This window comes from Marinobacter sp. 2_MG-2023 (assembly GCF_030546935.1).
Taxonomy (GTDB): Bacteria; Pseudomonadota; Gammaproteobacteria; order Pseudomonadales; family Oleiphilaceae; genus Marinobacter.
In genome coordinates this window covers 228,576-241,083 of sequence record NZ_JAUOPH010000005.1, presented here as the reverse complement: position 1 = coordinate 241,083, position 12,508 = coordinate 228,576, and the positions used below count along the sequence as shown (strand labels likewise).

Genomic DNA, 12,508 nt, shown 5'->3' with positions numbered 1-12,508 from the left:
TTAATTTTGCTGTTTTACACCTCCCCAACTATCCAATGGATAATTCCAGAAAATTTTGTCTTTATTTGATCACGCCGGCTCTGGTCGGGCTTTACAAGCCCGAGCAAGCGTGACCGTTATCAACCACAATTTCAGAACCCGTCATTGCTCTTCCCGCATCAGAAGCAAGAAGCAGTAGCGCACCATCCAGGTCCTGGACCTGACAGAACCTTCTCGCAGGAATACGTTTTTTAAGCCGTTCCCCCGCGTCACTTTCCAGAAAATCCTGGTTGATTTCAGTCACTACATAACCCGGCGCCAATGAGTTGACTCGAACGTTATGGCGCGCCAGTTCCAACGCTAAAGAGCGGGTCAAATGAGCCAGACCAGCCTTGGCTGCGCAGTAGGGCCCGACACCACCTGCCAGACGGGTGGCCAGAATGGAGGTAACGTTCACAATACTGCCACCGTCACTCTGCGCCATTCTTCGGGCGCTTTCCTGAGCTACGATCCAGGCACCCTTGAGGTTGGTCTGCACAATGCTGTCCCAGTCATCATCTGTGTACTCCAGCGCCGCTTTTGTATCGCTGACGCCAGCGTTGTTCACTACAACATCAATCCCGCCATACTGACGGCATAGCTCGTCAAGACAGGCAACAACTGACGCCCGTGAGGCGACATCCAGTGGCAATGCCAGTGCAGCACCGCCCTCACTGCGGATATCCGCAACCAGCTCCTGAAGGCGATCAACCCGACGCGCGCCCACAACAACCTGAGCGCCGGCTTTTGCCAGTGTTTTAGCGAAGTGGCGCCCAAGCCCGCTAGAGGCCCCCGTAACCAGTACACGTTTCCCGGCAAGGCTGAAGAGATGATGTTTGTCTATCATGTTTAACCTTTCAATTTGTCAGTGTGGCGGGCGAGAATTTTCCTTGCGAGACTCATCCGGTGAACCTCGTTCGGCCCGTCGTAAATGCGGAAGCCTCGGGCATCTTTAAAGATTCGCTCCACGATGTTTTCACCGGAGACCCCTTGCCCGCCGAGGACCTGAACACTCCGGTCAATTACTCGCCAAATACCTTCGGAACTGATCACCTTGGCCATACTGGATTCGGTGTTTGCGCGCTCGCCTTTGTCCAGTACCCATGCGCAGTGCATGATGGACAGGCGCGTAGTCAACATATCCATTTCGTTATCGGCCAGCATGAAGCCTACGCCTTGATGATCACCCAAGCGTTTCCCAAACGATTCACGTGTGCTCGCATATCGACAGGCTTCATCATGGGCTCGCTGAGCTGCTCCCAACCAACGCATGCAATGGGTCAACCTTGCCGGGGCCAAACGAACTTGCGCGTACCGAAATCCCTTGCCAATTTCGCCAAGGATATCGCTAGCTGGCACTCTAAGATTCTCAATGCGCACGACGCCATGGCCGCCGGTGAAGCACGAGTCCATCACATCCATCATTCGGTCAACGTTAAAACCAGGCTTGTCAGTGTCTGTCAGAAACATGGTGGCGTTTCCATCGTCAGTTCGCGCCATGATGATCGCAAAAGCGGCTCCCTCTGCACCGGTTATAAACCACTTCTTCCCATTGATAATATAATCATCGCCGTCACGGACAGCCGTCGTGTTAAGCATCGATGGGTCCGACCCTGCTCCCGGAGAAGGTTCAGTCATCGCAAAACAAGACCGGGTTTTCCCTTCCACCAATGGTCGTAGCCAGCGCTCTTTCTGTGCCTCTAAAGCGACCACATCCATCAGGTGGATGTTGCCCTCATCCGGCGCATGAACGTTTAGTGCTGTGGGGCCGAGCGGCGAATATCCTGCCTCTTCGAAGATCACAGCTTTCGCAACATGAGAGAGTTCGGCGCCGCCCATTTCCCGTGACGCATGCAAAGTAAGCAGTCCGTTTTTACGCGCAAGGGCCACCAAATCATTTCGAAGTTCTTCAGTGGGACCGTGTGGCGTCTGGCGCGGATCGGATTCCAGAGGCATCACCTCGTCCCGGATAAAGCTGCGAACCTTCGCTTGCAACGCTTTGAGCTCATCACTTAAGTCAAAATTCATCGTTATTTCCCAATCATTGGATTTATTTTAAGCCGGTCAAAGTGAGCAGGCTCCGTTGTCACATCGACAACATGGATTGAGTTATCCGCTCCATAACCGTCGAGCGCTCACCGGATTTAATAGGGTTGTATGGAGTATGGTTAAGGAGGCGCAGGTACGCTTTGACTGAACCATCAGCAATTGGCTGATCTACATCCACAATATTGAGGCACGCATGGTCCTGCTCAATAAGCGGTAGCGATGACAGGTCCCCGCTCATCAGCCACGAGATCAGCACCCGGTTGACGGCGTCATGGCTGGCGATAACAGCGCTCTGCCAACTCGTGTCCGCAAGCAAAGTGCCGAACCATTCAAGGACCCGAGCGCCGAAATCATCCCAACGCTCACCTCTCAGAAATCCAGCTTCAGGGTGTTGCGACCAGTGATAAGCTTCGGCCACTTCTGTGTCGTATGATTCCGGAGGCATCTTACTGAGCCGCCCCGCCCGAATCTCTCGCAAGGCAGCGGTTGATTCTGTGGCACACGAATCTGATCGACCTGCCAAAACCATATCAAGGGTCTGAACTGCCCGGGGATAGTCTGAGCTGAAGGCTCTGTCGAATGTCACGCCCTGCAGGATGCGGTTCAGAGCCTGCACCTGAGCCTCACCATCAGCAGACAGCGGCACAGACCTTGGGTCCAATGGATGACCTGCAGCATCGAAATAGTTAACGTGTCCGTGCCGGACCAGGTAAAGGCGACGACGACCTAACCCTTGGTAACGATTCGGAGTCGAGGACATCAGCTTGCCCTCTTGGACGGATGCACAACTTTAGGGTTGCTGATAGCCAGCGCATTCACCACAGCCTTGTGCAAAACTGCCTGCAGCTGCTCCTGTTTTTGTCCTGGAGCGTCGAAAGAGCCTGCCCGGATTGCTTCTTTCATGGTCTGCCGGGAACTCTCCAGCGATACTGGATCAACGCTTAAGGCGTCTGACAAGATATCTGTATAGGCGGCAACCTCATTCTGACTGACATTCACTCCACTTTTCGCTTCGCGAGCCGCAATCCCCATTGCGCTGGCGATCATGCGCACCTCGTAACGCAGGTTCTCCGGTACCGCTGAAAAGACATCCTTCAGCAGAGTTTCCCGTGCCACCTCAAGCAACTCACATGCATCTGGACGATTCATGGATGACCTCCAGTCAATGTTAGAATATTGTATTCAACCTCTGGTACCAGCCGTCCGGTGAGAGCAAGCTCCAGCGAATACTGTTTCCCGGAAAGGTGCCGTTCGGCCTGCTGGACGGCCACTATGGCCCAGCGGACGTGCGCCATAACCTGCCAATATCGGAGTTCTTCCGATGATATTTCTCGGGGGCACACTTCCGAGTACCCAGCCATTACATCGCTCAGAGCGCCAACACCACCCGCAACGTTCTCATTCCTGCCGAACCGCCAGCATTTTGCGGTCAACCATCCCAGGTCCTCACGCCAGTCTCCCCATGCGGTGAACTCCCAATCGAGGATGCCTGACACTGCACCTTGATCCACCATGAAGTTACCGGTGCGAAAATCTCTGTGAATAAGGCAGGATTCAACAGGAGCAGGTTTGTTAAGGCGAAGCCACCGCAACCCCCACTCGATAACGGGAAAGGCCCAAGGCAACTCATCCAGAAATCCCAGGTATTGCTCAATGGTTGCCTGAGCCGGATCTTCAGTCGGTGAGGGCAAGAAACCAAGCGCCTGCTGAGGCGGCTTTATGGAATGCAGCTTCGCCAGATTGCGCCCAAGTTCCCGACATAGAGCGGCTCGGTCAGGCACAAGGGCATCATCTTTAACCAACCGATGGCCTGCAGCGGTGCCACCAACCGCTTGCATGACAAAAAACTCGCGACCAATAACACCCGGGTCTCTGCAGAGCCAGAAGGGTGTAGGCACATCGACACCTGCTTCATGGACCGTTTTAAGTACGGCATACTCGTCCGCCCTGGACATACTTACATCCACTACAGACAGGGAGTCGGTCCGTAATACCCAGCGGTGCTCTCCGGCTTTGGAGCCACCACATACCTGTACATACAACAACCAGTTTTCCTGGATGGCGCCCCCGGAGAGCAACTCCATGTTGGTGATCTGTACATGGCTCCCCTGCAGAACCCCAGATAAATAACGCTCCAGACTTTCCTGCCACTCCCAACGGTCGCCCTCTATACGATGCTGTGAACTTGGGCCACTTTGTGCAACATCCATTAGATACTCTCTTTTCGTAGATACGTTTCCATAAACTGCGTTGAGCAAACTCTAGGCCAACAAAGAGAGTCAAAAATAAATTCAGTTAAATCATTATTTTATGAAATCCACGAAAAGGAGGGAGAAAAACACGCCTCTATTCTGGCGCAATCGTGAAACACATAATTTCACTTTTGAAACAACTTAATCCGAGCTACTATTCCCCTTACTCCATGCAAAGGAAGGCGTACCCATCATGGCCACAGGGCCCCACAAACCGCGCATCATCGCTCTGATCAACCATCTCACTTTCGACGGTCATCCGAGCAAGTTAACGCTGACGCTGAACGAAATACTGCCTCGCTATGAACAACAAGCGGATATACAGATTGTTGAGACATCGGTCGATAAACTGCTTGCAACGGCCAAATCAATAGAGCGGGAACAGCGCGCGGACATACTGATTTGCTCCAGCGCGTCTGCGGAGTTTTTGCGGAAGAAAATTTCTATCACCATTCTCTCGTTCAGGATGGGTGAGTACGACCTTATCCGCGCCATCAATCTTGCCAGGGAGCGCGGCACCAAAGCCGGCATTCTCACGCACCAGCGTACCTTGAAAGAGCTTGAGGAAATGTCCTCACTATTTACGGTCGAAGTTTCACAGGCTGTTTACACCTCGCTACAGGAAGCTCGCGAAAAAGTCCGCTCGCTTGTTGATCAAGGCTATCGCGTAATAATCGGCTCCCCAACAGTCGTTGAGCTGGCGGAAGCCGCTGGCGCAGAAGGTGTCTTCGCCATAAATGCTGACGCAGTTCGCCTGACACTCGATGATGCGCTCGCGATATGCCACAGCCGCGCAGCCGAAGCCCAAAAACACCGGCGCATTCATGCGGTTCTGAAAAATCTTAGTGAAGGGGTCATTGCACTGGACGCAACAGGCACAGTCTTTTCCGTTAATAGCAGCATGAACACCCTGTTACAACCTGATCAGCCAATCTCCATCGGAGATCGCGCCACCGAACACTTCCCCGACATCGATATAAATGGCGTACTGAAAAAGGGAGCCGCGATTGAAAGCCACCTGAGCCTTAGAGGAAGTCAGCGCCTGGCCATAAGCGTACTTCCTATAATGGAAGAAGGGCAGATAGACGGAGCAATACTGACATGTCAGGAAATACGGGAAATCCAGCGCGCGGAGCGTCGATTACGCTCCCAAAGTCGCCCAAGCCATTTCATTGCCAAATACCACTTTGAACAACTGACCGGCGAGGAACAGGCATTTCAGCAAGCGATCCAGCTAGCAAAATTGTACGCCCACTCCAACTCGACTGTGTTAATTACCGGAGAGACCGGCACTGGCAAAGAGCTGTTTGCCCAAAGCATTCATAACGCCAGCGGCAGACAACAGATGCCGTTCGTTGCGATTAACTGTGCAGCTTTCCCTGAAACTCTGCTTGAAAGCGAACTGTTTGGGTATGACGAAGGAGCATTTACCGGCACCCGCAAAGGCGGGAAACCGGGGCTGTTCGAGGCAGCACACAACGGCACTATTTTCCTCGATGAAATTGGCGATATGCCGATCCATCTTCAGACTCGCTTGCTTCGAGTTCTACAAGAGCGTCAGGTACTCCGCCTTGGCGGCTCCGAGCCCACCCCCATCAATATCAGAGTCATTGCAGCCACCCACAGGGATCTGAAACAAGAAATCGCCAATAACCGGTTTCGTGAAGACCTATTCTACCGCCTTAACATCCTCAGAATATCGATACCGCCCTTGCGCAAGCGCACCTCCGATATCCCACTACTCTCCAAACTGCTAACCAGAAACCTCGCCGCGGGAAATACCGACCAGGAACAGGCGGCTAATGAAATACTGAATGCACTCATGCCCCGCCTGATGAACCACCAGTGGAGCGGCAATATTCGTGAACTCGAAAACCTGATAGAGCGCACCTTTCTAATGAGCCAGTTCCCTGGCGAATCGAAACCACTTGAAGCCCTGTTTCCAGAGCTGTTCTCAGTGGCTAAAGAGCATCACGCAATAAACGCTCCAAAGGAAAGCCTCCACAATTTCGGCAAGGCCGCCGAGATAACGCTCATCCAGGAAACCCTCGACGCCCACGATGGCGATATGACAAAAACTGCAAAAGCGCTGGGGATCAGCCGGTCGACCCTCTGGCGCAGGCTTCGCCAGCCCCAAGCCAAAACTCAAAACTGAAACGCTCAGTCAAAAAATGCAACACACGTTTCAGATTTGAAACAAGACCACCTCGAAACACCGCCCCCCTTTACGGGCCCCGCCCCTCCAACCGCGGGTTTCAGCGCATCGTCACAAACGGGCATGCATTTTGCTCACTTCGATCTCGACAGATTAATGATCGTACCCTGGCAACGCGAAGTCGCCCTTTTAAAACAACAACCGGAGGCCTGTCTTGAAAGGTTTAATGATGGATGCCCCTCTTAGCATCACAACAATAATGTCCCATGCGGAAATGATCGCCGCAGAGAACAAGCTTATTTCCCGCGGTGCAAATGGCGATATAACCAGACTGACCTACCACGACGCCTTCGTTCGAGTAGCCAAACTGGCAAACGCTCTGGACCGTCTGGAGCTCGCCCCCGAAGCAAGAGTCGGCACTCTTGCCTGGAACGACCATCGGCATTTCGAGCTGCACTACGCTGTCCCCTGCACCGGCCGCATCTGTCACACCATCAACCCGAAACTGTTCACGGACCAGGTCAAATTTATTATTAACGACGCACAGAACGAAGCGTTGTTCATCGACCCGGAATTCATTCCGGTGATCGAAGCGATGCAAGGCGATCTTCCGTCAGTAAAACACTGGATAGCGCTATGCTCGGCCAACAACCTGCCTCAGAGCACCTTACCGAATCTGCAAGCCTATGAGAGCCTGCTCAACCGGGAACAGGACAGTTATGACTGGCCCACTCTGGATGAAAACCGCGCCAGCAACCTGTGCTATACGTCTGGCACCACGGGCGATCCAAAAGGGGTATTGGGGAGTCATCGAAGCATTGTTTTGCAATGCATGTCACAAAACATGGCGAGCCAACTGGGCCTTACATCTGAAGACGTTGTAATGCCTCTGGTACCCATGTTTCACGTCAATGCCTGGTGTATGCCGTACAGCGCCCCCATGGCTGGAGCAGCTCTGGTAATGCCTGGCCCACAGGTATCGGACGCACAGGCGATGACTGATCTTATCAACCAGGAGCAAGTTACTTTCTCTCTCGCCGTTCCGACACTCTGGAGTGGCATTAACCAGTTCCTGAATGCCACCGGCACTCGCGTCCCAAGCCTCAACAGAGGCGTTATCGGAGGCGCTGCAGGCGCATTAAAACTGTATGACGAAATGGATCGCCATGGCGTCAGACTGGAAAACGGTTGGGGTATGACGGAACTCAGCCCTATCGGAAGCTACAACCGCTACCTACCCGAACACAATCGACTTCCCGACGCGGCCCGGGCAGACCAGCGCCTGAAATCCGGCCGTCCATTGTTCGGAATCCAGATGCGCATCGTTGATGAAGACGGGAATGCCTTGCCCCACGACGGAGTAACAACCGGCGTTCTGGAAATCCGCGGTCCATGGGCATGCAGCGCCTACTATGGCAAATCCCGAGAGCATGACTGGTTCAATACCGGCGACGTAGCAACCATTGACTCCTTGGGGTATATGCGCATCACAGACAGGGTAAAAGACGTAATCAAATCCGGAGGGGAATGGATCAGTTCCATCGAAATTGAAAATGCAATCATGGCACACCCCGGTGTTCGCGAAGCTGTCGTCATCGGCGTTGCTCATCAGCACTGGAGTGAGCGACCTCTCCTCGTTGTTGTACCTGAAGACTCTTATCCCTCACTAACTCCTGAGCAGCTATTGAGTTTCCTTGAAGGGAAGATCCCCAAGTGGTGGATACCGAATGCATGTGAGTTTGTTGACACCCTGCCTCATACCGCCACCGGCAAAGTGAGCAAGAAAATGCTGCGCGAAAACTTTAACCGCTACCAGTGGGCCTGATGCCTCACGAACAGAATGAATAAGAGTTCCCATTAAAATAATAGAGAACGCTATGAATCCTCTAAGAATCATTGAAACGTTCAACTTGATCGTCGGAAAGCTATTCAGTTTTTTCGTGTTCATAGGTATGGCTATCGTAGTTTACGAAGTCATCGCGAGATACGTCTTCAACGCTCCGTCGGTATGGGCTCCTGGTTACACGCAACGTGTCTTTGCGGCCTACTTCATCCTGATCGGAGCCTACACCCTGATCAAAGGCGGGCACGTACGCGTCGATGTACTCCTTAATACCCGGTCCCCCCGGTGGAATGCCTTTGCGGACATGCTCAATTATGTGGCCTTGGCCATCTGGACTACGGCCCTGACCTACGAGGCCTGGTTTTATTTCCTGGATGCCTGGGAGTTCAACGAATTGGATGCCAGCGCTTTACGCCACCCTATGTGGCCGGTGAATCTGGCCCTCTTTATTGGGACAACTCTCATTCTGATCCAGGGTCTGAGCGGCCTGATGACATCTGCAATCCAATTCGTCAATCCAAAACAACAAAGCAAAGGGTAAGCCCATGTCACCAGAACTTTTAACCGCTGGTATGTTTGGTCTTCTGCTAGCCTTTATTATAGCTGGCGTGTCGCTCGCTTTCGCTCTAGGTGCAGTCGCTACTATTTTTATATTGATCATGAACGGCACAAGCGGCCTGTTCCCTATCCTGTCTGCCACTTTTGCCAGTATGTGGTCGATCTCACTTGCCGCCATCCCTTTGTTCGTCATGATGGGGATATCACTCGGGAAGTCGAAAATAGCGACCGACCTATACCAAGCATTTTACCTTTGGTCCGGAAAAGTTAACGGTGGGCTACTCGTGGGCACCACCGGTTTCGCCTCGCTTCTTTCTGCCATGACCGGCAGCTGTGCGGCCTCCACGCTAACAACAGGCATGGTGGGAATGCCTGCCATGGAAAAGCACGGCTACGATAAAAAACTCGTACTTGGCACGATCGGAGCAGCGGGCACTCTAGGCATTCTGATCCCGCCCTCCATCACATTGATCGTTATCGGCATGAGTACCGGGCTTTCCATCGGCAAGCTGTTCATGGGTGGCTTGATTGCAGGGCTGGGGATGCTGGTTGTTATTCTTGGTTATGTCATCATCACGGCAAAGCTGCAGCCTGAAAAAGCACCCGCCTCCTCTGAAAGCGTCCCCATGAGTGAGAAACTTCGCTCGCTCCGCTCCATTGTTCTTCCAATGGCCATTATTTCGGTGGTGCTGCTGTCGATATTCCTTGGCATGGCAACGCCAACAGAAGCGTCAGCGGTGGGCGCCGCGGCAGTTCTAGCCGCAATTGCCATGCGAGGTGAACTTAACTGGAGTTTTATCAAGGATGTCAGTTATTCGACCGCCACTATGAGCGGTATGGTTCTTTGGATTATTTTCGGCGCCAGTGCGTTTGTTTCCGTTTATTCGGCTGCCAACGGCATCAACTTTGTGCAGTCATTTTTGTTGTCTCTCGAAATCTCTCCCTGGCTTCTCATTTTGGTTATGCAGGGGGCAGGATTCATTCTCGGAATGTTTCTGGACCCCATCGGCATTATTCTGCTGGTGATGCCAATCTTTATGCCAGTTGTTGTGGAGCTTGGCTTCGACCCCATTTGGTTCGCCGTTCTCTTTCAGCTGAACCTTTGCGTGGGTTACATTTCACCGCCCTTTGGCTACAACATCTTCTATCTCAAAACCCTCAGCCCGCATACCCCTATCCTGGACCTTTATAAAAGTGTGCTGCCGTATGTCGTATTAATGGTTCTTTTCGGAATTTTTCTCCTCGCGTTTCCTTCCATCCTTACGGAAGGCGTGAGCTTACTCACTAAAGACTGATACCTCTTACAACAACGAGAGAAACTGATATGAAAGATACAAAGACAATAAACCGCCGAAAATTTCTGTCCACTAGCACCACTGCCGCTGCAACCGTTGCGGCTCTGGGCTTATCCGCGCCCGCAGTCATCGCATCACCCAAACAAAAAATCAAATGGAAGATGCAAACGCACTGGCCCACTGGAAACTGGTATTACGATCCGATCTTTAATGGGTTGGCGCGCCGCATCGAAGAAGCGACTAACGGTGAAATCGAGATCGAAACCCACCAACCCAACTCCATAGTATCTACCGGAGATGTTCTGCGTGGGGTCCGCCGTGGAACACTGGACGGCGCGCTTATTTATCCCGCCTACTGGGTCGGGGACATTCCTGCCGCAGGTCACCTCAACGGGAATTTCGGAACCTGGGATTCCCTTGAGGAAATGCAATTTTTCATGCACGACATGGGCGCGCTCAACATTATCCGCGAAGCTTACGCTACTCGCGGGATCTATCAGGTCGGCCCTATTTCAAATGGCGGCACGGCCATCTATAGCAATAAGCGACTTGAGACACCAAAGGATTTCGAAGGCTTCAAAGTTCGCTCAAACGGCAGCTCTGCACAAGTGTTTGAAAAAATGGGCTCAGCGCCTGTGTCTATCAGCGGCGGGGAGCTTTACCAGGCGCTTCAGACCGGCGTAGTCGACGGTGCGCACTGGGGTGGCGTCTCTGCCGGATGGGGGATGAACCTGCAGGAGGTAAACAAATATATTATCCAGCCGAACCTCGCATCACACCAGAACAGTGAGGTATTTGTTTCACTGAAATCGTGGAACAAGCTGGGGTCGGATTTCCAGAAAGTCATCGAAGATGCTGTTCTGGCAACACACCTCGAAGCTGCCGGAATGTTCATGATGAAAGACCTGCAACGAATGCAGGAGTTCAAGACTGAATACAATGGAGAAATTGTTCAAATGAACGGCGATGCGGTGGCAATGCTCCGAGCCAAATCTCTTGAAGTGGTCGATGAAATATCCAAGCGTGACCCAGAATACTCGGGCAAAATCGGTGCTATTTTGCGAGAGTTTATGCAGCTAACTGGCAAGGTATAAAGCAGCTCCGTCTAGTGGCTGAGCAGCACTCTGCCCTCGGAAAATCACCGAGGGCGCTCAGCCAGGGCAATAATAAAAAGAGAAGTCTTGCTTTTGGCACCTGACCTGCACCCAGAATTATCATAGCGCTGTATTTGTTATCATTTTTGTTACCCCATATATCGAAACACCTGAGACCACCGACCAGGCTAAAGACTTTGTTCGATACCAAACAAAAAGAGTGAGACCTGTTCCAAGGAACGTAGCCAGCAATGATGTAGAACTAATAGTTTTTGGCACCAGAGAAACCCCCAGCATTGCCCCGACCGTCAGCGGACCGAGAATGCTCAACAGCATCGGCACCCGTCCATTTTTGTTGTCTTGAGATTGACGAGCCAAATGATGCTGCATCCATAGCAACGGGACCGCCCGCATCAAGAACGTGCCGAGACTCGTAGTAATCAACGCGACCCAAAGCGTAATATCCATATTTTATTGCTCAAATTTTGGAGTAATTCTTATCATTTGAAATAGAAACGCCCCACATATCGCAGCCACAGGAATTGCCGCATGTGCAAACCCCAGAGTTTTCATAGCAAATGCCAGAACGATGGTACTGCTGAGCGCAATTCCCCAAATTCGAGAGTCAAAGCGTGGCGCTAGCAACACCAAAAATAGAGCCGGTAAAGTAAATGGCATGACCTCGACCATTAAAGGCCAGGACCTTATCATCTCCTCACCTGCTACCGCGCCCAATACAGTTCCACTAATCCAACCAAGCCACGCAAACAACATAGCTCCCGTAAACCAGCCAATTCGTTCGGAGCTTTGCAGTTGAGGCAGACGTGTATGTGCTAACGCAAAAATCTGGTCTGTTAGCCCGTGCATGAGTAATGGCCACCAACGACTTGACGGCAAGTGAGGGGCCAGATTTGGCCCATAGACTACATAACGCATATTAATCAATATAGTCATTGCAACGACCAGCCAAAGCGGCGCACCCGAAACAACCATAGCCACGAATAAAAACTGAGAGGGTCCAGCATAAACAAGTATCGAAACCATGACGGTTTCAAAAATGCTGAAGCCAGACTGCACAGAAACAAGACCAAAAGAAACTGCGATAGGTATATAAGCCCCTACTATAGGTGAGGCATCACATACTCCGGAAAATGCGGGCTGTCTGTTCGGCAACCTATTCTGCGAATACATACGATGTTCTCCGGCAGTACAAGCAGTCGTGCGGATCAAAGCTCCGCGCATGT

Annotated in this window: 12 protein-coding genes; 5 read left to right on the top strand and 7 right to left on the bottom strand. The window is 52.1% G+C overall.

The window, feature by feature from the left end; all coding sequences use genetic code 11:
* Positions 1–91: 91 nt before the first annotated feature.
* From Q4501_RS14880 to Q4501_RS14860, 5 genes are read right to left on the bottom strand one after another with little or no spacing between them, the layout of a single operon-like run.
* Positions 92–865 carry an SDR family NAD(P)-dependent oxidoreductase gene (locus tag Q4501_RS14880; RefSeq protein WP_303597049.1) on the bottom strand — a complete coding sequence of 258 codons (774 nt, stop codon included), beginning with the start codon at positions 863–865 and terminating at the stop codon, positions 92–94.
* Positions 866–867: 2 nt separating this feature from the next.
* Positions 868–2,046 (bottom strand): acyl-CoA dehydrogenase family protein, encoded by a 1,179-nt coding sequence (locus Q4501_RS14875; protein WP_303597048.1) that lies wholly within the window; start codon positions 2,044–2,046, stop codon positions 868–870.
* A gap of 58 nt (positions 2,047–2,104) precedes the next feature.
* Positions 2,105–2,827, bottom strand: a complete 723-nt coding sequence (locus Q4501_RS14870) for a histidine phosphatase family protein (protein ID WP_303597047.1) — start codon at positions 2,825–2,827, stop codon at positions 2,105–2,107.
* The gene (locus tag Q4501_RS14865) at positions 2,827–3,216 is read right to left on the bottom strand and encodes a DUF6285 domain-containing protein (RefSeq protein ID WP_303597046.1); all 390 of its coding nucleotides are present in this window, start codon (positions 3,214–3,216) and stop codon (positions 2,827–2,829) included. Before Q4501_RS14865 ends, Q4501_RS14870 begins: the two co-directional genes overlap by 1 nt.
* A complete protein-coding gene (locus Q4501_RS14860) occupies positions 3,213–4,277 on the bottom strand; it encodes a phosphotransferase family protein (protein WP_303597045.1) in 1,065 nt (354 codons plus the stop codon). The genes Q4501_RS14865 and Q4501_RS14860 overlap by 4 nt, the downstream gene beginning before the upstream one ends.
* Before the next feature lie 235 nt (positions 4,278–4,512).
* Between Q4501_RS14860 and prpR the strand changes: the two genes are divergently transcribed.
* From prpR to dctP, 5 genes are all read left to right on the top strand, one after another.
* The gene (gene prpR, locus Q4501_RS14855; protein WP_303597044.1) at positions 4,513–6,474 is read left to right on the top strand and encodes a propionate catabolism operon regulatory protein PrpR; all 1,962 of its coding nucleotides are present in this window, start codon (positions 4,513–4,515) and stop codon (positions 6,472–6,474) included.
* Between the two features lie 214 nt (positions 6,475–6,688).
* Positions 6,689–8,299: a long-chain fatty acid--CoA ligase gene (locus Q4501_RS14850; RefSeq protein ID WP_303597043.1), complete on the top strand. Its 1,611-nt coding sequence runs from the start codon at positions 6,689–6,691 to the stop codon at positions 8,297–8,299.
* 52 nt (positions 8,300–8,351) lie between these two features.
* Entirely contained in the window at positions 8,352–8,858 is a 507-nt protein-coding gene (locus Q4501_RS14845; RefSeq protein WP_292273255.1) for a TRAP transporter small permease subunit, read from the top strand.
* Between the two features lie 4 nt (positions 8,859–8,862).
* Positions 8,863–10,170 (top strand): TRAP transporter large permease subunit, encoded by a 1,308-nt coding sequence (locus tag Q4501_RS14840; RefSeq protein ID WP_303597042.1) that lies wholly within the window; start codon positions 8,863–8,865, stop codon positions 10,168–10,170.
* A gap of 29 nt (positions 10,171–10,199) precedes the next feature.
* Positions 10,200–11,264 (top strand): TRAP transporter substrate-binding protein DctP, encoded by a 1,065-nt coding sequence (dctP, locus tag Q4501_RS14835; RefSeq protein ID WP_303597041.1) that lies wholly within the window; start codon positions 10,200–10,202, stop codon positions 11,262–11,264.
* A gap of 120 nt (positions 11,265–11,384) precedes the next feature.
* On the opposite strand, the gene Q4501_RS14830 is transcribed toward dctP, so the two are convergent.
* Both Q4501_RS14830 and Q4501_RS14825 read right to left on the bottom strand, forming a co-directional pair.
* Positions 11,385–11,732 (bottom strand): AzlD domain-containing protein, encoded by a 348-nt coding sequence (locus Q4501_RS14830; protein WP_303597040.1) that lies wholly within the window; start codon positions 11,730–11,732, stop codon positions 11,385–11,387.
* 3 nt (positions 11,733–11,735) lie between these two features.
* Positions 11,736–12,455: an AzlC family ABC transporter permease gene (locus tag Q4501_RS14825; RefSeq protein ID WP_303597039.1), complete on the bottom strand. Its 720-nt coding sequence runs from the start codon at positions 12,453–12,455 to the stop codon at positions 11,736–11,738.
* Positions 12,456–12,508 lie beyond the last annotated feature (53 nt).